Annotated in this window: 22 protein-coding genes; 13 read left to right on the forward strand and 9 right to left on the reverse strand. The window is 71.3% G+C overall.

Annotated features, from left to right (window positions below):
* Window positions 1–61 precede the first annotated feature (61 nt).
* Together F7R91_RS19260 and F7R91_RS19265 are read left to right on the forward strand one after the other, a co-directional pair.
* Window positions 62–427 carry a DUF779 domain-containing protein gene (locus F7R91_RS19260; RefSeq protein ID WP_150950296.1) on the forward strand — a complete coding sequence of 122 codons (366 nt, stop codon included), beginning with the start codon at window positions 62–64 and terminating at the stop codon, window positions 425–427.
* A 142-nt stretch (window positions 428–569) separates the two neighbouring features.
* A complete protein-coding gene (locus tag F7R91_RS19265; protein ID WP_225320699.1) occupies window positions 570–1,739 on the forward strand; it encodes a phosphodiester glycosidase family protein in 1,170 nt (389 codons plus the stop codon).
* Window positions 1,740–1,742: 3 nt separating this feature from the next.
* On the opposite strand, the gene F7R91_RS19270 is transcribed toward F7R91_RS19265, so the two are convergent.
* The 6 genes from F7R91_RS19270 to F7R91_RS19295 all read right to left on the reverse strand — a co-directional run bounded on the left by F7R91_RS19270 (window position 1,743) and on the right by F7R91_RS19295 (window position 6,969).
* Complete coding sequence (locus F7R91_RS19270; protein ID WP_150950297.1) at window positions 1,743–1,937, reverse strand: hypothetical protein; 195 nt, start codon at window positions 1,935–1,937, stop codon at window positions 1,743–1,745.
* 103 nt (window positions 1,938–2,040) lie between these two features.
* Window positions 2,041–2,904, reverse strand: coding sequence for a phosphatidylinositol-specific phospholipase C/glycerophosphodiester phosphodiesterase family protein (locus F7R91_RS19275; protein WP_150950298.1), 864 nt, complete (start codon window positions 2,902–2,904; stop codon window positions 2,041–2,043).
* A 171-nt stretch (window positions 2,905–3,075) separates the two neighbouring features.
* On the reverse strand, window positions 3,076–4,158 hold the full coding sequence (locus F7R91_RS19280; RefSeq protein ID WP_150950299.1) for an acyl-CoA dehydrogenase family protein: 1,083 nt from the start codon (window positions 4,156–4,158) through the stop codon (window positions 3,076–3,078).
* On the reverse strand, window positions 4,155–5,336 hold the full coding sequence (locus tag F7R91_RS19285; protein WP_150950300.1) for an acyl-CoA dehydrogenase family protein: 1,182 nt from the start codon (window positions 5,334–5,336) through the stop codon (window positions 4,155–4,157). Before F7R91_RS19285 ends, F7R91_RS19280 begins: the two co-directional genes overlap by 4 nt.
* Window positions 5,333–6,301 carry an NADPH:quinone oxidoreductase family protein gene (locus F7R91_RS19290; protein WP_150950301.1) on the reverse strand — a complete coding sequence of 323 codons (969 nt, stop codon included), beginning with the start codon at window positions 6,299–6,301 and terminating at the stop codon, window positions 5,333–5,335. The genes F7R91_RS19285 and F7R91_RS19290 overlap by 4 nt, the downstream gene beginning before the upstream one ends.
* 86 nt (window positions 6,302–6,387) lie before the next feature.
* Window positions 6,388–6,969 carry a helix-turn-helix domain-containing protein gene (locus F7R91_RS19295; protein WP_225320693.1) on the reverse strand — a complete coding sequence of 194 codons (582 nt, stop codon included), beginning with the start codon at window positions 6,967–6,969 and terminating at the stop codon, window positions 6,388–6,390.
* Window positions 6,970–7,064: 95 nt separating this feature from the next.
* Between F7R91_RS19295 and F7R91_RS19300 the strand changes: the two genes are divergently transcribed.
* From F7R91_RS19300 to F7R91_RS19320, 5 genes are all read left to right on the forward strand, one after another.
* The gene (locus F7R91_RS19300) at window positions 7,065–8,603 is read left to right on the forward strand and encodes an ATP-dependent DNA ligase (protein ID WP_150950302.1); all 1,539 of its coding nucleotides are present in this window, start codon (window positions 7,065–7,067) and stop codon (window positions 8,601–8,603) included.
* Window positions 8,600–9,064: an NUDIX domain-containing protein gene (locus F7R91_RS19305; protein WP_150950303.1), complete on the forward strand. Its 465-nt coding sequence runs from the start codon at window positions 8,600–8,602 to the stop codon at window positions 9,062–9,064. The genes F7R91_RS19300 and F7R91_RS19305 overlap by 4 nt, the downstream gene beginning before the upstream one ends.
* Window positions 9,065–9,149: 85 nt before the next feature.
* Window positions 9,150–10,535, forward strand: a complete 1,386-nt coding sequence (locus tag F7R91_RS19310; protein ID WP_150950304.1) for an NADP-dependent succinic semialdehyde dehydrogenase — start codon at window positions 9,150–9,152, stop codon at window positions 10,533–10,535.
* Window positions 10,536–10,560: 25 nt separating this feature from the next.
* Window positions 10,561–10,803 carry a DUF6213 family protein gene (locus F7R91_RS19315; RefSeq protein ID WP_150950305.1) on the forward strand — a complete coding sequence of 81 codons (243 nt, stop codon included), beginning with the start codon at window positions 10,561–10,563 and terminating at the stop codon, window positions 10,801–10,803.
* Complete coding sequence (locus F7R91_RS19320) at window positions 10,800–12,014, forward strand: cytochrome P450 (RefSeq protein WP_150950306.1); 1,215 nt, start codon at window positions 10,800–10,802, stop codon at window positions 12,012–12,014. Before F7R91_RS19315 ends, F7R91_RS19320 begins: the two co-directional genes overlap by 4 nt.
* 18 nt (window positions 12,015–12,032) lie before the next feature.
* Here the strand turns inward: F7R91_RS19320 and F7R91_RS19325 are convergent, their stop codons facing one another.
* On the reverse strand, window positions 12,033–13,259 hold the full coding sequence (locus tag F7R91_RS19325; RefSeq protein WP_150950307.1) for an acyl-CoA dehydrogenase family protein: 1,227 nt from the start codon (window positions 13,257–13,259) through the stop codon (window positions 12,033–12,035).
* A 174-nt stretch (window positions 13,260–13,433) separates the two neighbouring features.
* Here F7R91_RS19325 and F7R91_RS19330 point away from each other — a divergent pair, with 174 nt between their 5' ends.
* Window positions 13,434–14,078 carry a TetR family transcriptional regulator gene (locus F7R91_RS19330; protein ID WP_150950308.1) on the forward strand — a complete coding sequence of 215 codons (645 nt, stop codon included), beginning with the start codon at window positions 13,434–13,436 and terminating at the stop codon, window positions 14,076–14,078.
* A gap of 86 nt (window positions 14,079–14,164) precedes the next feature.
* Here F7R91_RS19330 and def read toward each other — a convergent pair whose 3' ends face one another.
* Window positions 14,165–14,704, reverse strand: a complete 540-nt coding sequence (def, locus tag F7R91_RS19335; protein ID WP_150950309.1) for a peptide deformylase — start codon at window positions 14,702–14,704, stop codon at window positions 14,165–14,167.
* Window positions 14,705–14,853: 149 nt separating this feature from the next.
* On the opposite strand from def, the gene F7R91_RS19340 reads away from it, so the two are divergent.
* The 5 genes from F7R91_RS19340 (at window position 14,854) to F7R91_RS19360 (ending at window position 19,467) form a co-directional block, all read left to right on the forward strand.
* Complete coding sequence (locus F7R91_RS19340) at window positions 14,854–16,092, forward strand: MurT ligase domain-containing protein (protein WP_150950310.1); 1,239 nt, start codon at window positions 14,854–14,856, stop codon at window positions 16,090–16,092.
* A 53-nt stretch (window positions 16,093–16,145) separates the two neighbouring features.
* Window positions 16,146–16,874 carry a type 1 glutamine amidotransferase gene (locus F7R91_RS19345; RefSeq protein ID WP_150950311.1) on the forward strand — a complete coding sequence of 243 codons (729 nt, stop codon included), beginning with the start codon at window positions 16,146–16,148 and terminating at the stop codon, window positions 16,872–16,874.
* Window positions 16,875–17,140: 266 nt separating this feature from the next.
* Window positions 17,141–18,166 carry a 6-phosphofructokinase gene (locus F7R91_RS19350; RefSeq protein WP_150950312.1) on the forward strand — a complete coding sequence of 342 codons (1,026 nt, stop codon included), beginning with the start codon at window positions 17,141–17,143 and terminating at the stop codon, window positions 18,164–18,166.
* Window positions 18,167–18,276: 110 nt separating this feature from the next.
* On the forward strand, window positions 18,277–19,227 hold the full coding sequence (locus tag F7R91_RS19355; protein WP_150950313.1) for a cytochrome c oxidase assembly protein: 951 nt from the start codon (window positions 18,277–18,279) through the stop codon (window positions 19,225–19,227).
* A gap of 69 nt (window positions 19,228–19,296) precedes the next feature.
* The gene (locus tag F7R91_RS19360; protein WP_150950314.1) at window positions 19,297–19,467 is read left to right on the forward strand and encodes a hypothetical protein; all 171 of its coding nucleotides are present in this window, start codon (window positions 19,297–19,299) and stop codon (window positions 19,465–19,467) included.
* A gap of 3 nt (window positions 19,468–19,470) precedes the next feature.
* Here F7R91_RS19360 and F7R91_RS19365 read toward each other — a convergent pair whose 3' ends face one another.
* Window positions 19,471–20,685: a sensor histidine kinase gene (locus F7R91_RS19365; RefSeq protein ID WP_150950315.1), complete on the reverse strand. Its 1,215-nt coding sequence runs from the start codon at window positions 20,683–20,685 to the stop codon at window positions 19,471–19,473.
* Between the last annotated feature and the right edge of the window lie 21 nt (window positions 20,686–20,706).

The raw sequence follows: 20,706 nt of genomic DNA on the forward strand, positions 1-20,706 counted from the left end.
CGCCTGCCCCGGCGGCGGCACGCAACCCTTTCGCAACCTTCCTTGTGCTCCTCTGCTCACCATGGACGAGGAATCCGAGATCGCCCGTGTAGAGCTCACCGCCGAGGCCGCCCGTCTGGTGCGCCGGCTCAGCGAGACCCACGGCCCCCTGATGTTCCATCAGTCCGGCGGCTGCTGTGACGGCAGCGCACCCATGTGCTACCCGGACGGCGAGTTCCGCACCGGCGGCTCGGACGTGCTGCTCGCGGAACTCGCCGTGGAGGGGGTCGAGGAGCCGGTGCGGTTCTGGATGTCGAGAAGCCAGTACGAGGTGTGGAGCCACACCCGGTTGATCGTCGACGTCGTCGAGGGCCGGGGCAGCGGATTCTCGCTGGAGGCACCGGAAGGGGTACGTTTCCTCACCCGTTCGCGTGTCGTCGACGGATAGCGGCCTCGCCGGTCATCTCCGTCTGGTGCACTTCCCCTGATTCCTGGGACAGTTGACGGGACGTCAGGGGGGACCTGTGACGCTTCGGCACCAGCGGTGGGATGTCAGATCCGTTCTCGCGTCATGCGCGGCATGGGGCACTCTGGCCGGTGCGACCCTGGCGGGGGCGGCACCGGCCGAAGCATTGCCCGGCGCGACCCGCATCGCACCGGGTGTCACCTACCGGCACTACGACATACAGGCGGCCAAGGGGCTGACCCACGCCCATGTGCTGAGCGTCGACCTGCGCGACAGGCGCATACGCGTCGACCTGCTGTATCCGGGGGCCGTCGCCGCCCGGGGCACGGTCTCCCGGCTGGCGGACACCCAGGGCGCCGTCGCGGGCGTCAACGGCGACTTCTTCAACATCACCGAGACGCAGCACCCGGGCGTCGAGGCCACGGGAGCCGCCGTGGGACCGGCGGTCACACAGGGTCGCGCGCTCAAGGCGGCGGTGCCCGACGGCCAGCGCTTCGGCCCCCGCCTCCCGCCGGGCACGAACACCCGGAACGTGATCGGCGTGGGGACGGACCGCAGGGCGCGGCTGGACAGCCTGTCCTTGGACGGTTACGTCGGCACCTCGGAGGGGCGGTTGACGCTCGGCGGACTCAACCAGTACGCGCTGCCGGTGGGGTCGGTCGGCGCGTTCACCTCCACCTGGGGCAGCGCCTCACGGGTTCGGGCCACCTGCGGCACGGACACCGACCGCGCCGCTCCGTGCAGCACGGACACCTACGAGGTGACGGTCCGTCACGGCAGGGTGGTGTCCACGGCGAACCATCCGGGCAGCGGCCCGATCGCCCGGGGGACCACCGTGCTCGTCGGCCGGGAGGCGGGTGCACAGCGGCTGCGGAAGCTGGCCAAGGGCGCGGCCGTGACGGTGTGGCACCGGCTCGTGGCGTCCTCGTCATGGATCCCGTACCGCTTCGCGCTCGGCGGTTACCCGGTCCTCAGGGGCGGACGGCCGCTGCCCGGCCTCGACAACGCGACCTCGGCGGTGCGCACCGCCGTGGGCATCGCGGACCGCGGCAGGCGCCTGCTGCTGTTCGCGGTGGACGGGGCCCCCGAGTACCGCAGCGGCCTGACGATCGCGGAAGTGGCCGAAGCCCTGCGGGACCTGGGCTCGGCCGAGGCCTTCAGCCTGGACGGCGGCGGGTCGACGACGCTGGTCGCCCGCGCGCCCGGAGCGGACGCGGTCACCGTGCGCAACCACCCCAGTGGCGGTGTGGAACGCCCCGTCCCGAACGGGATCGGGGTGTTCCGCGCAGGGTGACCGTCACGGTCTCAGGCTGCCGACGATGTCCGCCGTGGCGGTGAAGCCGCTGTGGATGGTCGGTGCGATGCTCGAACTGGCCAGGTAGAAGCCGAGCAGCGCGCAGACCAATGCGTGGGAGACCTTCAGCCCTCCGTTGCGCAGGAAGATCGCCGCCAGGATCAGAAGCAGCAGCACCACAGAGATGGAAATGGCCATCGTCAACCTCCTCCGCCACGTCCGCTTCGCGGCGTTCCGCCGTAAGTGTGGCGTAGCGGAGGGTTCGTCCGGGCGGCTGACCTGTCCTCCGAACGTGTGGTGTCTACGCTGAGCGGTGGGCGTCCAGGAAGGATTCCAGCCCGGCGAGGTCGTCGGTGTTGATGTGGTCGACGTCCGCGGCGAGCAGTTCGGACCACAGTGCGTCCCGGGCGGGGCTGGCCAGATCGGGGGTGGCCCAGAACCGGACCCTCTGCCCGCGCTCGTGCGCCGTCCGCATGATGGTGCGCAGCTTCTGCCGCTCAGCGTCCGGGAACGGCCCCGCACCCTGCCAGGTGAAGTTGAGTGTCCAGTTGTCGCTGATGAGCGGGATGAAGGAGGCGGGCGCCGGGCCGCCGAGGTCGGCGAGCCGTCCGTCGTAGAAGGCCCGGCGGACGCTCTGGGCCTCCATCGGCGTACGGGCGGCCCGGTCGCCGGAGATCACGGCGGTGACCGGGCCGGGGTGGACGCGGCCGTGGGCGTAGGTCGTGAACAGGTGCTTGTAGCGCCGCAGATGGCGGTCGAGTTCGAGGTACGTCGACGCGCCCTCGGTCTTGATGTCGATGAGCAGCTGGAAGGGCTTGCGGTAACCCCGGTACACCGCACCGTGGTTGGCCTTGACGCGGGCGGCCAGCGGGTCGAGGTAGAGGGATTCGAGGGTGCGGGAGGGATCGAGGTCCACCGGGTCGTGGGCGACGAGAAGCTGGTCGCCCACGAGGTAGATGTCGGCCTCGACGCTGCCGAAGCGGTGGCCGAGGGCGTCGAACAGGGGGCGCGGGTGCTCGTAGTCGTTGTGGGCGTGCGCGCGCCGCAACGGACGTGGGCCGTGCCGGTGTTCCGTGGCGAACGCGCTGCCGGCGGGCGGAGCGAGCACAGCAGCGAGCGTGGTGCCGAATGCGGTGAGGGCTCTGCGACGGGTGATGAGGGCCATGTTCTGCCTCCCTGTGGGGCGGGTCCGAACCACAGGGAGTATGAAGCTGTCCGGGCCCCAACGAACCTGTACATGCCAGGAGTTGGCCGGACTGCCGTCGCTTGTTCATTCCTTCCGCGAGGGCGCACGAAAAAGCCCGCCCCTGGTCGGGCGGGCTTTTCCAGATGAACGTCAGGGGGCTTGCAGGTCGACCAGTTCGGCCAGCGTCGTACGGTGGGCGCCCGCCGTGCCACAGGCGATCGAGTCGGCCTTCGCCCGCTTCAGATACAGATGGGCCGGGTGCTCCCAGGTCATTCCGATGCCGGCGTGCAACTGGACGGCCTCTTCGGCGGCGTGGACGGCGACCGGGGCCGCGTAGGCCTGGGCGACGGCGACCGCCACATCGATGTCCTCGCCGGTCGCGAGGGCGTCCGCCGCGTTGCGGGCGGCCGCGCGCAGGCTGACGACCTCCAGCCACAGCTGGGCGAGCCGATGCTTGAGCGCCTGGAAGCCGCCGACCGGCCGGTTGAACTGCGTGCGCTCCTTGAGGTAGCGGACCGTCTCGGTCAACGCCCAGTCGGCGACGCCGAGTTGTTCGGAGGCGAGCAGCCCCGCTCCGGCGCGCAGGGCTCGTCGTACGGCGGGCTCGGCGTCCCCGAGGCGACGGCCCGCTGCTCCGTCGAGGGTGACGGTCGCAAGGGGCCGGGTCAGGTCGAAGGACACCTGCGGGGTGACGGTCGCGGCCTCCGCGTCGACCGCGTACAGCCCGCCGTCGTCCGCCGGAACCAGCAGGACATCGGCGACGGCGGCATCCGCGATCCCGGTCAGCTCCCCGTACAGGGCTCCGTCCTCGTGCCGTACGGTCCGGTGGGCGCCGCCCGGTGCGACGTTCAGCGCGACGGCGAGCGCGCCGATCCTCCGTCCGGACGCCAGCTCGGCGAGAAGGCCGTCGGCCGAGCACTCCAGCAGGGCCTCGGTGGCGACGACGGCGCTCGTCAGGTACGGCACGGGGGCGACAGCGCGCCCCAACTCCTCCAGGACGACGGCCGCTTCGCGGTGCGTGGCGCCCTGACCGCCCTGCGCCTCGGGTACCAGGAGGCCCGCGAGCCCCATGCCGTCGGCGAGGGCCTTCCACGCGGCCAGGTCGTGCGGGGCGTCCGACTCGGTCCGGGCGATCACGCCGGCCGCGGCGCAGTGGTCGGCCAGCAGATCGCGGACGGCGGCGCGGAGGGCTTCTTCCTCCTCGGAGTAGAGCAGGTCGGGCTGCGTGCTCATCGGGCGAGGTCCTTCCATGCGACGTCCTTGTCGGTGCGCGGTTCGGCGGGCAGGCCGAGGACGCGCTCGGCGACGATGTTCAGCAGGACCTCGCTGGTCCCGCCCTCGATGCTGTTGCCCTTGGAACGGAGGTAGCGGTACCCGGCCTCCCGGCCGGTGAAGTCCACGAACTCCGGCCGGCGCATGGTCCAGTCGTCGTACAACAGGCCCTCCTCGCCGCGGAGTTCGACCTCCAGGCCGCTGATCTCCTGGTTGAGACGGGCGAAGGCGAGCTTCATGCCGGCGCCCTCGGGGCCGGGCTGGCCCGCGACGAGCTGCTGGCGCAGGCGCTCGCCGGTGAGACGGGCGACCTCGGCCTCGACCCAGAGCTTCAGCAGCCGCTGGTGCAGATCGTGGGTGCGCAGCTCCGGGCGCTCGCGCCAGGTCTTCGACACCGGGCCGATCATGCCGCCCTCGCGGGGCAGCCGCATGCCGCCGATGGCGACGCGTTCGTTGTTCAGCGTGGTCTGCGCGACGCGCCAGCCGTCCCCGACCTCGCCGAGGCGGCGGGAGTCGGGGATGCGGACGCCGGTGATGAAGACCTCGTTGAACTCGGCCTCGCCGGTGATCTGGCGCAGCGGCCGGACCTCGATGCCGGGGTCGGTCATGTCGCAGATGAAGTAGGTGATGCCCTGGTGCTTGGGCACGTCCGGGTCGGTGCGGGCGATGAGGATGGCCCAGCGGGCGACATGGGCGCTGGAGGTCCACACCTTCTGCCCGTTGACGACCCAGTCGTCGCCCTCCTTGACGGCCCGCGTACCGAGGGCCGCCAGGTCGGACCCGGCACCCGGCTCGCTGAAGAGCTGGCACCAGACCTCCTCGCCCGTCCACAGAGGCCTGAGATACCGCTGCTTCTGCTCCTCGGTGCCGTAGCGCAGGATCGTCGGCGCGGCCATCCCCAGACCGATGCCGATGCGGCGCGGGTCGTTGTCGGGTGCGCCCGCGGCCTCGAGTGCGGCGTCCACGACGACCTGGAGGGAGCGCGGGGCGCCGAGTCCACCGAGGCCGTCGGGGTAGTGCACCCAGGCCAGCCCGGCGTCGAAGCGGGCCCTGAGGAAGGTCTGCCGGTCGGTCGTGGCAGGTGGATGGGCCGCCAGCAACTGCGCTGTACGGCGCTTGAGTTCGGCTGCGTCCATCATGCGGCGGCTCCGTTCGGTACGACGGCGACCCGGCCGGTGGTGACGCCGTCGGCGACCCGCTGCACGGCGGCCGCGGCTCCGTCCAGCGGCACCCGCTCGCTCACCAGCGGCTTGATCGCGCCCCGGGCGGCGAGCTCGGTGAGCTGTTCGTGGCAGTGCTGGACCAGCCTCGGGTTCTTGGTGTTGTAGAGGCCCCAGTGCAGGCCGAGGATCGAGTAGTTCTTCACGAGGGCGTGGTTGAGCGCCGGGCTGGGGATGGTCCCGCTGGCGAAGCCGACGACGACGATCCGGCCCTCGAAGGCGACGGCCTTGGCGGACTGGGTGTAGGCGTCCCCGCCGACCGGGTCGTAGATCACGTCGGCGCCCCGGCCTCCGGTGGCCCCCTTCACGGCGGCCACGACGTCCTCGGCGCGCCGGTCGATCACCACGTCACAGCCCAGCTCCCGGGCGACGGCGGCCTTGCCGGCACCGCCGACGACACCGATCACCGTGGCGCCCGCCGCCTTGCCGAGCTGCACGGCCGCGCTGCCGACCCCTCCCGCGGCGGCGTGCACGAGCAGCGTCTCACCGGCTTCCAGGCGAGCCCGCCGGTGGAGACCGAACCAGCCCGTCTGGTAGCCGATGTGCAGCGCGGCGGCCTCGGCGTCGTCGAGGGCGTCGGGGGCCGGCAGGACAGCGGCGGCGTCGGCGACGGCGTACTCGGCGAAACCGCCGTGCGGCAGCGACGGGTTGGCGATCACGCGGCGCCCGTCCTCGGTCTCGCCGCAGATCTCCACGCCCGGCGTGAACGGCAGCGGCGGGCGGACCTGGTAGTGGCCCCGGCACATCAGCGCGTCCGGGAAGTTGATGTTGGCGGCACACACCCTGAGCAGGACCTGGCCCTCGCCGGGCACGGGCCGCTCCACCTCCTGGAGCCGCATCACCTCGCTCGGCTCGCCGTTCTCGTGCACTTGCCATGCCTGCATGCGGTGCCTCCACGGGACTACGTCGTCTGACCGGGGTCGACCGCATACTAAGCGGTCGCTTGCCCATCAGGGAACAGTCATGCGCGTCACGTGCGCGCCGGTCGCGCCCTTACGTGCATCCGCTCCCCCTGCGGCCCGAACAGACTCAGGAACTCCACCGGCCCCTCCCCCGTCGACCCGAACCAGTGCGGCACGCGCGTGTCGAACTCGGCGGCCTCCCCGGCGGTGAGCACCACGTCGTGCTCGCCCAGCACGAGCCGCAGCCGCCCGGACAGCACGTACAGCCACTCGTAGCCCTCGTGCGTCCGCGGGTCCGGGTCGAGTCTGCGCTGCGGTTCGAGCACCTTGAACGCCTGGAGACCGCCGGGCTGCCGGGTGAGCGGCCAATGGGTGCGCCCGTTGCGTACCACCGGCGCGGCCCGCACCCGGGGGTCCCGTACCGACGGGGCGCCCACCAGTTCGTCCAGGGCCACCTCGTGGGCCCGCGCGATCGGCAGCAGCAGCTCCAGGCTGGGCCTGCGCAGACCCGACTCCAGCCGGGACAGGGTGCTCACCGAGATCCCGGTCGCCTCGGACAGCCCGGCCAGCGTCGCACCCCGCTCCTTCCGGATCCGCCGCAGCCGCGGGCCCACCTCCGCGAGAACCTCGTCCATGTCGTCGTCCCTCATGCATTCATTGCAGTTTCGGCAAACAGGTTTGTCAACGCGGCACCGATCATCGCCGTCCGGGTGTAGAGCGCCCGCCTCCGGTGCACCATGGCTGCATGCTGCTGACCCGGCTGGCCCGTGTGTCCCAGGAGGTCGCCGCCACCTCGGCGCGCTCCCGGAAGATCGCGCTCCTCGCCGAGCTGTTCCGGGACGCCGAGGCCGAGGACGCGCCGATCGTCATCCCGTATCTGGCGGGACGGCTGCCGCAGGGCCGGCTCGGTATCGGCTGGAAGGTGCTGAGCCGTCCCGCCGCCCCGGCGGCCGGGCCGGCCCTGACCGTGCGCGAGGTGGACGCCCGGCTCACCGAGCTGAGCAAGGTCTCGGGCACCGGCTCGCAGGAGCGACGGGCCCGGCTGGTCGGGGAGCTGATGGGCGCGGCCACCGCCGACGAGCAGCGGTTCCTGCTGGGGCTGCTCACCGGCGAGGTCCGGCAGGGCGCACTGGACGCCGTCGCCGTCGAGGGTCTGGCCGAGGCGACCGGTGCGCCGTCGGGAGACGTCAGACGTGCGGTGATGCTGGCGGGCTCGCTGCAGACCGTGGCTCAGGCCCTTCTCACCGACGGCCCCGCCGCCCTGGACCGCTTCCGGCTCACCGTCGGCCGCCCGGTCCTGCCGATGCTGGCGCACAGCGCCTCCTCGGTGGCCGAGGCGGTCGGCAAGCTCGGCCCCTGCGCGGTCGAGGAGAAGCTGGACGGCATCCGCGTGCAGGTCCACCGGGACGCGGGCACCGTACGGGTCTATACCCGCACCCTCGACGACATCACCGACCGCCTGCCCGAACTCACCTCGGTGGCACTGGAGTTGACGGGCGAGCGGTTCATCCTGGACGGCGAGGTCATCGCGTTCGGCGCCGGCGGACGGCCCCGGTCGTTCCAGGAGACGGCCGGGCGCGTCGGCTCCCGCGTGGACGTGGCCACGGCCGCCGAGGCGGTGCCCGTCTCCCCCGTCTTCTTCGACGCGCTGTCCGTCGGCGACCACGACCTCCTCGCCCTTCCCTTCGCCGAGCGGCACGCGGAACTGGCCCGGCTCGTGCCCGAGCCGATGCGGGTGCGCCGCACCCTGGTGTCCGGGCCCGCGGACGTGGCCGAGGCCGAGGAATTCCTCGCCGGGACGCTGCGGCGCGGCCACGAGGGCGTCGTCGTGAAGTCCCTCGACGCCCCCTACAGCGCCGGCCGGCGCGGCGCGTCCTGGCTGAAGGTCAAGCCCGTCCACACACTCGACCTGGTGGTCCTGGCCGCCGAGTGGGGGCACGGCCGGCGCACCGGCAGGCTCTCCAACCTGCATCTGGGCGCCCGCACCGCGGACGGCTCCTTCGCCATGCTCGGCAAGACCTTCAAGGGCATGACCGACAAGATGCTGGCCTGGCAGACCGACCGGCTCCGGGAACTGGCCGTCGAGGACAACGGCTATGTGGTGACCGTACGCCCCGAACTCGTCGTCGAGATCGCCTACGACGGCCTGCAGCGGTCCACCCGCTATCCGGCCGGCGTCACCCTGCGCTTCGCCCGCGTGGTCCGCTACCGCGAGGACAAGCGCCCGGAGGAGGCCGACACGGTCGAGACGCTGCTCGCCGCGCATCCGGAGGTGACACCGTGACCGCCAGGCGGAGCGCGGGCCTGCTGTTGTTCCGGCACACCGACCGCGGCCTGGAGGTGTTGCTGGGCCATATGGGCGGTCCGTTCTTCGCCCGGCGCGGCGCCGGCGCGTGGACCGTGCCCAAGGGCGAGTACGAGCCGGACGAGACCGCCTGGGACGCGGCTCGCCGCGAGTTCCGGGAGGAGCTGGGCCTGCCGCCGCCCGACGGCGAGGCCGTACCGCTCGGGGAGGTCCGGCAGACCAACGGCAAGATCGTGACGGTCTGGGCGGTCGAGGCCGACCTCGACCCGGCGACGGTGGACCCGGGCACCTTCCGGATGGAGTGGCCGCCGAAGTCCGGGCAGACCCAGGAGTTCCCCGAACTCGACCGCGTCGAGTGGTTCGGCCTGGACCGCGCCCGGGAGGTGATCGTCAAGGCTCAGGCGGCGTTTCTCGACCGGCTGGCGGAGCACCCGGACTGAGCCGAGTCGATCCGGACGCATCCGCGTTGCGGTCGCCACCGCCGCGCGGGATCGTCGAAGTACACCCGCCCCGAGGAGGTCGGTCATGCCCATCGCGACGGTGAACCCGGCGAACGGCGAGACGCTCAAGACGTACGAGGCCATGGGCGCCGAAGAGATCGAGCGCAGGCTCCAGCTCGCGGAGGCCACCTTCCGCACCTACCGGACCACCGGCTTCGGCGAGCGGGCCCGCCTCATGAACCGGGCCGCCGATCTCCTCGAAGAGGACCAGCGGGACATCGGCCGCGTCATGACGACCGAGATGGGCAAACCCGTCAGGCAGGCCCGCGCGGAGGCCGCCAAGTGCGCGAAGGCCATGCGCTGGTACGCCGGGCACGCCGAGGAACTGCTCGCCGACGAGGACCCCGCCCACTCCGATGTGAAGGACTCCGGCGCGGCCCGCGTCCGTGTGCGCTACCGGCCGATGGGACCGGTGCTCGCGGTGATGCCGTGGAACTTCCCGCTGTGGCAGGTGATCCGGTTCGCCGCGCCCGCGTTGATGGCGGGCAACGTCGGTCTGCTCAAGCACGCCTCGAACGTGCCGCAGACCGCCCTCTACCTGGAGGACCTCTTCCACCGGGCGGGCTTCACGGAGGGCTGCTTCCAGACCCTGCTGGTCGGCGCGGGAGCGGTCGAGGAGATCCTGCGCGACGAGCGCGTCAAGGCCGCCACTCTCACCGGCAGCGAGCCCGCGGGCCGCGCGGTCGCCTCCGTCGCCGGGGACATGGTGAAGAAGACGGTGCTGGAGCTGGGCGGCAGCGACCCCTACGTGGTCATGCCCTCGGCGGACCTCGACCGTGCCGCCCAGATCGCGGTGACCGCGCGCGTGCAGAACAACGGGCAGTCGTGCATCGCGGCGAAGCGCTTCATCGTGCACACGGACGTGTACGACGCCTTCGCCGAACGGTTCACCGCGGGCATGAAGGCGCTGAAGGTCGGCGACCCGCTGGAGGAGGAGACGGACGTCGGACCGCTGTCGAGCGAACAGGGCCGCAAGGACCTGGAGGAGCTGGTCGACGACGCGAAGCGCGGCGGGGCGGCCGTCCTGTGCGGAGGGGTGGTCCCGGACCGGCCCGGCTGGTACTACCCGCCGACCGTCCTCGCCGGTATCACCCGCGAGATGCGCATCCACCGCGAGGAGGCGTTCGGCCCGGTGGCCACGCTGTACCGCGCGGGCGATGTGGACGAGGCCGTGCTGATCGCCAACGACACGCCGTTCGGGCTGAGTTCCAACGTCTGGACGCGGGACGACGCCGAGGTCGACCGTTTCGCACGGGACCTGGAGGCGGGCGCCGTGTACATCAACGGGATGACGGCGTCCCACCCGGCGTTCCCGTTCGGCGGGGTCAAGCGGTCCGGCTACGGCCGTGAGCTGTCCGGGCACGGAATCCGCGAGTTCTGCAACATCACCACGGTATGGCACGGAGCGTGAGCTCTCCGCAGTTACGATCCCCTCTGTGAACCGCGAAGTGACTCTGCCTCTGATCGTCGACGACCGCGGGAACTTGCAGGTGGCGGCATCCGACGTCAGCAAGCTGCTGCGGACGGTGGGCGGGCGGTGGCTGCATCTCGTGGAGGCCGGGCAGGAGGGGCTCGACGAGGACACGGTCGCCGCGCTGACGATCGAGCTCGCGAAGCTGGCCGACCGGATCGATGTGGCCTGCATCGCGCACAGCAGCGGAGGTACCTCGACGGCATGAGCGACGAGACTCTCACCGAGATCCTGCCCCCGATCCGGCACTGGCCGGCGCTCGATCTGTCCGGCGTCGACTTCGATCCGGTCCTGACCGAGCTGATGCATGAGGGTCCGGTCATCCGCGTTCAGCTGCCCGACGACGAGGGCTGGGCCTGGCTGGTCACCCGCCACGACGACGTACGCAAGGTGACGGGCGATCCCCGGTTCAGCCGCGAGGCCGTCCTTGAGCGGCAGCCCGCACGGCTCACCCAGCACTTCGTGCCGTCCCTCGGCGCGGTCGGCTTCCTGGATCCGCCCGCCCACACCCGGCTGCGCGGCGCCATGGCGGACGCCTTCACCGCGCACGGTGTGGAGCGGATCCGTCAGGAGTCGCGGCGGCTGCTCGGCGAGCTGGTCGACGAACTCCTCCAGGACGGTCCGCCCGCCGACCTCGTCGCCACCGTTCTGAGCCCCTTCCCCGTCGTGGTGACCAGCGAGCTGCTGGGTGTCCCGGCCGCCGACCGGCACGGCCTGCGCACCTGGACCCGGCTGATCCTGTCCTCCTCGACCGATGCGAGGATCAGCGAGCGGGCGCGGGAGGAGATGGGCGCCTACTTCGCCGAGCTCATCGGCCGGCGCGAGGGCAGCACGGACGAGGACGTCTCCTCGCTGCTCGGCGCGGCCGTGGGGCGCGGGGAGGTGACCTTGGAGGAGGCCGTCGGCCTCGCGGTGCTTCTCCAGACCGGCAGCGAGGCGGTCACCCACACCTGCGGGCAGCTGTTCTATCTGCTGCTGACCCGCCCCGACCTTGCCGAACGGCTGCGCGCCGAGCCGGAGATCCGCCCGCAGGCGATCGACGAACTCCTGCGCTACATCCCGCACCGCACCACGGTCGGGCTGTCCCGGATCGCCACCGAGGACGTGGGGATCCGGGGTGTACGGATCCGGGCGGGCGACGCGGTCTATGTGTCGTACCTGGCCGCGAACCGTGACCCGGACGTCTTTCCCTTCCCGGAGACGATCGACTTCTCGCGCAGCCCGAACCCGCATCTGTCGTTCGGCTCCGGCCCGCACCAGTGCCCGGGCGGGGCGCTGGCCCACCTGGAGGCCGGGCTGCTGGTCGACGCGCTGCTGGACCGGGTGCCGGAACTGCGGCTCGCCGTGCCTCCCAAGGAGGTGCCCTTCAGGAGAGGCACACTGATCCGGGGCCCCGAGTCGCTGCCCGTGACATGGTGACCGGCTCCCTCCGGTGAGCTACCGGATCGGCATCCCCGACAGCGTGCGGGCGATCACCAGGCGCTGGATCTCGCTGGTGCCCTCGAAGATGGTGTAGATCGCCGCGTCCCGGTGCATCCGCTCCACCGGGTACTCCCGGGTGTAGCCGTTGCCGCCGAGGATCTGGATCGCCTCGGCGGTGACCTTCTTCGCGGTCTCGCTCGCGAACAGCTTGGACATCGACCCCTCGGCCGCCGTGAACGGCTTGCCGCTGACCGCCATCCACGACGCACGCCAGACGAGCAGGCGGGCCGCGTCGACCGAGGTGCGCATGTCCGCCAGCTGAAAGGCCACGCCCTGGTTGTCGATGATCGGCCGGCCGAACTGCTCACGCGTCTTCGCGTATTCGAGGGCGACCTCGTACGCGGCCCGGGCGGTGCCCACGGCCATCGCGCCCACGGCAGGGCGCGACGCCTCGAACGTGGCCATCGCCGCGTTCTTGACCCGCTCGCCGCCCGCCTTCGCCCGCTCACGGGCGCGGGCCAGCCGCTCGTCCAGCTTCTCCTTGCCGCCGAGCAGGCACGAGCCGGGGACCCGGACGTTCTCCAGGACGACCTCGGCGGTGTGCGAGGCGCGGATGCCGTGCTTCTTGAACTTCTGGCCCTGGGACAGTCCCGGCGTGTTCGGCGGGATGATGAAGGAGGCGTGTCCCTTCGAGCCGAGCTCCTGATCGACGACGGCGACGACGACATGGACGTTGGCGATGCCGCCGTTGGTCGCCCAGGTCTTCGTGCCGTTGATCACCCACTCGTCCTTGGCCTCGTCGTAGACGGCACGCGTGCGCATGGAGGCGACGTCGGAGCCGGCGTCGGGCTCGGAGGAGCAGAACGCGGCGACCTTCACGTCGTTGGTGTCGCCGTACATCTGGGGGATCCAGGTGCCGATCTGCTCCTCGGTGCCGTTGGCGAGGACGCCTACGGCGGCGAGGCCGGTGCCCACGATCGACAGGGCGATGCCCGCGTCGCCCCAGAAGAGTTCCTCCATGGCCATCGGAATGCCCAGGCCGGTGGGGTCGAAGTACTGCTGGGCGTAGAAGTCGAGGGAGTAGATACCGACCTTGGCGGCCTCCTGGATGACCGGCCAGGGAGTCTCCTCACGCTCGTCCCATTCGGCGGCCGCGGGGCGGATGACGTCGGCCGCGAAGCCGTGCAGCCAGTCCCGGACCTCCTTCTGTTCGTCGTTGAGCTCCATGGTGAACTCGGCCATGTCCCCTCCTGCGGCGGCGCATACTTGCATGTTACTTGCGGTAACACGAGTGTGTTACCGACGGGTAAGAAAAGTCAACTCCCGATAACCGCTCGGCAGCCCGTTCGATCTCGAGACGGTGTTGAGTGTTAGTTTGCGCAGGCGTCACCAAAACAGCACGGGTGGGGAGAGCACATGGACACCACGCAGCGGACCGAGCAGCAGCGGTCCGCCGACCGACGACGGCGCGAACTGCTGGAGGCCGCCGACCGAGTGGTGCTGCGCGAGGGCCCGCAGGCCTCGATGAACGCCATCGCCGCCGAGGCCGGCATCACCAAGCCGATCCTCTACCGGCACTTCGGTGACAAGGGCGGACTTTACGCGGCGTTGGCCAAGCGGCACACGGACGCGCTGCTCGACTCGCTCCGCGCTGCGGTGGACGCCCCGGCGGACCGGCGGGAGCGGGTCGAGGCCACGCTCGACACGTACCTCGCGGCGATCGAGGCACGGCCCCAGGTGTACCGCTTCCTGATGCATCCGGCCGAGGGCGCCCCGACCGGCGACCAGGGCTTCGACGTCGGCAAGCAATGGGCTCCGCTGCTGCGGCGGATGGGCGAGGAGCTGGCCCAGGTCATCGAGGAGCGGCTGGATCTCGGGCCCGGGAGCCAGCAGCTGGCGCGGGTGTGGGGGCATGGGATCGTCGGCATGATGCATGCGGCGGGCGACTGGTGGCTGGGAGAACGGCCTTGCTCGCGGGCGGAGTTGGTGCGGAGCCTGGCCGACCTGTTGTGGGGGCGGCTGGCTGCGGCGGGGGACAAGGTCGGCAGTCCGGGGTTCTGAGCCGACCAAGGGTGCGGGGCACTGTTCACTCTGCGGCTCCGCCGCATGGGCGCGATCAGCCACAGCCGGTCCGCTGTCGCCAGACCTCAGCGCCCCCACGGCGCCCGCGCGGCCTGCCGCAACACCCGCCGCTTACGCCACCCCGTGAGGTGATCGACGTACACCCGGCCCTCGAGGTGATCGCACTCGTGCTGCAGGCACCTCGCGAAGAACCCCGTCGCATGGACCGTCACCGGCTCCCCGGTCACCGTGAACCCCTCGACCACCGCATGGTCGTACCGCTCCGTCCCCGCCTCCAGCCCCGGCAGGGACAAACAGCCCTCCGGGCCGCGGAACACCAGACCGTCCGCCTGAACGAGGCGGGGGTTCACCATATGGCCGAGGTGGCGGACGTCCTCGTCGTCCGGGCAGTCGTACACGAACACCCGCAGCGGCTCCCCCACCTGGTTCGCCGCGAGGCCCACTCCCTGCGCCGCGTACATGGTCGCGAACAAGTCCTCCACGAGGGCGGCCAGTTCGGGTCCGAAGTCCGTGACCTCCCGGCACGGCTCGTGCAGTGCCGCGTCGCCGAGCAGGTTGAGGGGCCGGACCCGCCCGCGGGCGCCCGGGATCGAGCCGTGTCGCATGGGCGCAAGAGTACGGTCTCGTCGGCCCCCGCCCGTCGCACGGGCACGGGCCGGGATTCGGGAGTGCGAATGGATCTCGATAGGCTGACCACCACCACGTTGCCGACAGGCAGAGGCCCCGGCGCGTACGCAAGGAGGATCGAGAACTGATGGCAGGCAACTCGGACCCGCTCACGCCGCGGGCCAAGCTCGCCGTGACCGCGGGCAAGGCGGTCGCGGCGGCATCTCGCGCCGCGGGGCGCGGCAGCGGTTCGGTGATCGGTGGCCGGGTGGCGCTCAAGCTCGACCCGGACCTTCTCGCCCGGCTCGCCCAGAACCTGGACGTCATCCTGGTCTCGGCGACCAACGGCAAGACCACGACCACCCGGCTGATCGCCGAGGCGCTGCGCGCCGCGGGCCCGGTCGTGTCCAACGCGCTCGGCGCCAATATGCCGGCCGGTATCACCTCGGCGCTCGCGGGCGGCTCGGACGCGCGCTACGGCGTCATCGAGGTCGACGAGAAGTACCTGGCCGGGGTCGCCCGGGACACCGACCCGAAGTGCATCGCCCTGCTCAACCTCTCGCGCGACCAGCTCGACCGTGCCGCCGAGACCCGTATGCTCGCGGAGAACTGGCGCGAGGGTCTCGCCGGGTCCAAGGCCGTCGTCGTCGCCAACGCGGACGACCCGCTCGTCGTGTGGGCGGCCTCCTCCTCCCCGAATGTGATCTGGGTCGCGGCCGGGCAGATGTGGAAGGACGACGCCTGGTCGTGCCCGTCCTGCGGTGGCGTGATGCAGCGCCCCGGTGAGGACTGGTTCTGCGGCGAGTGCGGTTTCCGCCGGCCCACACCGAGCTGGGCGCTGTCCGGGGACCACGTCCTCGACCCGCACGGCTCCGCCTGGCCGATCCACCTCCAGCTGCCGGGCCGCGCCAACAAGGCCAACGCCGCCTCCTCGGCCGCCGTCGCCGCCGTGTTCGGTGTGCCGCCGCAGGTCGCCCTGGAGCGGATGTACCAGGTGCAGGCCGTCGCCGGCCGCTACGACGTGGTGCAGTTCATGCAGCGCGACCTGCGGCTGCTGCTCGCCAAGAACCCGGCCGGCTGGCTCGAAACGTTCAGCCTGATCGATCCGCCGCCGACCCCGGTCATCCTCTCCGTGAACGCGCGCAGCGCCGACGGCACCGACACCTCGTGGCTGTGGGACGTCGACTACACGCGCCTCACCGGCCACCCGATCTTTGTCATCGGCGACCGGAAGCTCGACCTCGCGGTGCGTCTGGAGATCGCAAACCAGCAGTTCCAGGTGTGCGAGAACCTCGACCAGGCCGTGCAGGCGGCCCCGCCCGGCCGGATCGAGGTCATCGCGAACTACACCGCGTTCCAGGACCTGCGCCGCCGCGTCGGCAACTGAGCGACTGGGCCACCAGGGCCACCGAGCAACCGACCAACAAGGACGATGACTTCATGAGCGACAACAGCCTGCGGATCGTCTGGGTCTACCCGGACCTGCTCAGCACCTACGGCGACCAGGGCAACGTCCTCGTCGTGGAGCGCCGGGCCCGGCAGCGCGGCCTCGACGTGGCCCGCCTCGACGTGCGCAGCGACCAGCCCATCCCGACCTCCGGCGACATCTATCTGATCGGCGGCGGAGAGGACCGGCCGCAGCGGCTCGCGGCCGAGCGGCTGCGCCGCGACAGCGGTCTGACGCGTGCGGTCGAGAACGGCGCGATCGTGTTCTCGGTGTGCGCCGGCTACCAGATCCTCGGCCACGAGTTCATCAACGACCTCGGCCAGCGCGAGCCCGGACTCGGCCTGCTCGACGTGGTCTCGGTGCGCGGCGAGGGTGAGCGGTGCGTCGGTGACGTGCTCGCCGACATCGACCCGCGGCTGGGCCTGCCCCAGCTGACCGGGTTCGAGAACCACCAGGGCGTCACCCACCTCGGCCCGGCGGCCCGCCCGCTCGCCCAGGTGCGCGCCGGCCGGGGCAACGGCACGGGAGACGGCACGGAGGGCGCGTACAACGACACGGTCTTCGGTACGTACATGCACGGGCCGGTGTTCGCACGGAACCCGCTGCTCGCCGACCTGCTGCTGAAGCTGGCGCTCGATGTGAACGCGCTGCCGCCGACCGACGACCGCTGGTTCGAGGCGCTGCGCAACGAGCGCATCGCGGCTGCGGAGCAGCCTGCGTGATCACAGTTGCGGAGCAGCCTGCGTGATCACAGTTGCGGAGCAGCCTGCGTGATCACAGTTGCGGAGCAGCCTGCGTGAGCCAGGTACACCACCGGTTCCGCCAGGTGTAACCAGCCCGTCTGACGGCCCTTCCGCACAGGTGAGCGGGCCCGTCCAGCAGGCGGACGGGCAGTGCGGCCCCGCCCCCTCATGCCGCTAGGCTGGCGGGGATCGAACCGGACAGCGTGGTCCGGACCCGGCCCACGTTGAGAAGGTTGTTTCGGGCTATGCGTATTGGTGTCCTCACGTCCGGCGGCGACTGCCCCGGCCTGAACGCCGTCATCCGGTCCGTCGTGCACCGTGCCGTCGTCGACCACGGCGACGAGGTCATCGGCTTCCGGGACGGCTGGAAGGGCCTCCTGGAGTGTGACTACCTCAAGCTCGACCTCGACGCGGTGAGCGGCATCCTGGCTCGCGGCGGCACGATCCTCGGCTCCTCCCGGGTCCGTCCCGAGCATCTGCGGGACGGCGTCGCGCGGGCCAAGGGCCACGTGGCGGAGCTCGGGCTCGACGCGATCATCCCGATCGGCGGCGAGGGCACGCTCAAGGCGGCCCGGCTGCTGTCGGACAACGGCCTGCCGATCGTCGGCGTGCCGAAGACCATCGACAACGACATCGCGGTCACGGACGTGACCTTCGGCTTCGACACGGCGGTGGGCGTCGCGACCGAGGCCCTGGACCGGCTCAAGACCACCGCCGAGTCCCACCAGCGCGTGCTGATCGTGGAGGTCATGGGCCGCCACACCGGCTGGATCGCGCTGCACTCCGGCATGGCGGCGGGCGCCCACGCCATCGTCGTACCGGAACGCCCCTTCGACATCGAGGAGTTGGCGGCGCGGGTCGGCGAGCGGTTCGAGGCCGGCAAGCGGTTCGCGATCGTCGTCGCCGCGGAAGGGGCCAAGCCGAAGGCCGGTTCCATGGACTTCGACGAGGGCGGCAAGGACATCTACGGCCATGAGCGCTTCGCCGGGATCGCGCGGCAGCTGTCGGTCGAGCTGGAGGAGCGGCTCTGCAAGGAGGCCCGGCCGGTCATCCTCGGGCATGTCCAGCGCGGCGGGACGCCCACGGCGTACGACCGGGTGCTGGCCACGCGGTTCGGGTGGCACGCGGTGGAGGCGGTGCACCGGGGCGAGTTCGGGCGGATGACCGCGCTGCGGGGGACGGACATCGTGATGGTGTCGCTCGCGGAGGCGGTGGAGACGCTGAAAACGGTTCCCGCGGGGCGGTACGCCGAGGCGGAGTGTGTTCTCTGACGTCGGGCCCGAGCAGGCTCCCCCGCCCCCGGTCGCAACAGTGACCGGGGGCGGTTCTACTCTGGGTCCGGACAGACAGCGCACAACCCGTACGAAACAGGAGCCGTTGGATGGATCACAGCGGGCACGGCACGACCATGGAGCTGCCGCCGTTCACGCTGGGGCGGGGGCTCGAGTGGTCCGCGGACCCGTTCTTCCTCGTCGCCTGCCTCCTGGGGCTCGGACTCTACGGCTGGGGTGTGGTGCGGCTGCGGCGGCGGGGGGACGCGTGGCCGGTGGGGCGGACGGTCGCGTACGTCGTCGGGGTGCTGAGCATCGCGCTCGTGATGTGCACCAAGCTCAACGACTACGGCATGGTCATGTTCAGCGTGCACATGGTGCAGCACATGGTCATCAGCATGCTGTCGCCCATCCTGATCCTGCTCGGCGCCCCGATCACGCTGGCGCTGCGCGCGCTGCCCACGGCGGGGCGGGGCCGCAAGGGGCCGCGGGAGCTGCTGCTGATGCTTCTGCACAGCCGGTACATGCGGATCGTCACGCACCCCGTGTTCACCATCCCGATGTTCATCGCCAGCCTGTACGCGCTCTACTTCACTCCGCTGTTCGACTTCCTGATGGGCTCCAAGGCGGGGCACATCGCGATGATGGTGCACTTCCTCGCCGTCGGCGTCGTCTTCTTCTGGCCGATCATGGGTGTGGATCCGGGGCCCAGCCGGCCGGGCTATCTGATGCGCATGCTGGAGCTCTTCGCGGGCATGCCGTTCCACGCGTTCTTCGGCATCGCGCTGATGATGGCGTCCGCGCCCATGGTCGAGACGTTCAAGAACCCGCCCGCCTCCCTCGGCATCGACGCGCTGTCGGACCAGAACGCGGCCGGCGGCATCGCCTGGGCGTTCAGTGAGATCCCGTCCGTGCTGGTGCTGATCGCGCTGCTGTTCCAGTGGTACGCCTCGGAGCAGCGGCAGGCCCGGCGCAAGGACCGGGCGGCCGACCGGGACGGCGACAAGGAGCTGGAGGCGTACAACGCCTATCTGGCCTCGCTCAACGCTCGCGGAAACTGAACTTCCTCAGGCCGGCCCGGCACGACGGGGGCACCATGGAGGGGACCGAACCATGAGGAGGGTGTTGCGATGCCCGGTTCTACGAACGGTTCCACGAAGACGATGGGGGTGCTCACCGTCGGCGGACTCGTCGTGGTGACGGCCTACACGGTGGCACTCGGCAGCAACGGCTGGCTGTGGTTCGGCTGGGTCGTGCTGGGACTGATCACTCTCGGGATGATCGCCACCCGCAGTGCCTGACCCTCACCCGGCGGTGAGCCGCCCCGCCGAGTGCACCCCCGGCTGGTACTTCGGCAGCCGGGCGGTGATCTTCATCCCCGCTCCCACGGCCGTCTCGATGACGAGGCCGTGGTCGTCTCCGTAGACCTGACGGAGCCGGTCGTCGACGTTGGACAGCCCGATGCCACCGGACGGGCTGACCTCACCGGCGAGGATGCGGCGCAGCACCTCGGGGTCCATTCCGGCGCCGTCGTCCTCGATCACCACGAGGGCCTCGGCGCCGGCGTCCTGTGCGGTGATGCTGATGTGGCTCTTGCCGGCGGTCGCCGCCCTGCCCTCCAGCCCGTGCTTGACGGCGTTCTCGACGAGCGGCTGCAGGCACAGGAAGGGCAGGGCGACCGGCAGCACCTCGGGGGCGATCTGGAGGGTGACGGAGAGGCGGTCGCCGAAGCGTGCCCGGACGAGCGCCAGGTAGTGCTCGATGGCGTGGAGTTCGTCGGCGAGCGTGGTGAAGTCGCCGTGTCTGCGGAACGAGTAGCGGGTGAAGTCGGCGAATTCCAGGAGGAGTTCGCGGGCGCGTTCGGGGTCGGTGCGGACGAACGAGGCGATCACCGCGAGTGAGTTGAAGATGAAGTGCGGGGATATCTGGGCCCGCAGGGCCTTGATCTCGGCCTCGATGAGACGGGTGCGGGACCGGTCCAGATCGGCGAGCTCCAGTTGTACGGAGACCCAGCGGGCGACCTCTCCGGCGGCCCGTACCAGCACGGCGGACTCGCGGGGCGCGCAGGCGACGAGGGCGCCGTACACACGGTCGTCGACGGTGAGCGGGGCGATGACCGCCCAGCGGACCGGGCAGTCGGGGGCGTCGCAGGTCAGCCGGAAGGCCTCGCCGCGGCCGGTCTCCAAAGGGCCCGCGAGGCGTTCGGTGATCTCGGTGCGGTGGTGGCCGCCCGCCCCGTCCCAGACCAGGACCTCCGACTGGTCGGTCAGACAGAGCGCGTCCGTGCCGAGCAGGGAGCGCAGTCCACGGGCGGACTTGCGCGCGGTCTCCTCCGTCAGCCCGGCCCGCAGCGGGGGCGCGGCGAGGGAGGCGGTGTGCAGGGTCTGGAAGGTCGCGTGCTCGACGGGGGTGCCGAGCCCGCCGAGGTTGTGCGGGCGCGCGGTGCGCCGGCCGAGCCAGAACCCCGCGGCCAGCAGCGGGAGCACGGCCACGCAGAGTCCGGCCAGGAATCCGCTCATGCGCTCACCTCCGGTCGGCGG

It is taken from the genome of Streptomyces luteolifulvus (genome assembly GCF_008806595.1).
GTDB lineage: Bacteria > Actinomycetota > Actinomycetes > Streptomycetales > Streptomycetaceae > Streptomyces > Streptomyces luteolifulvus.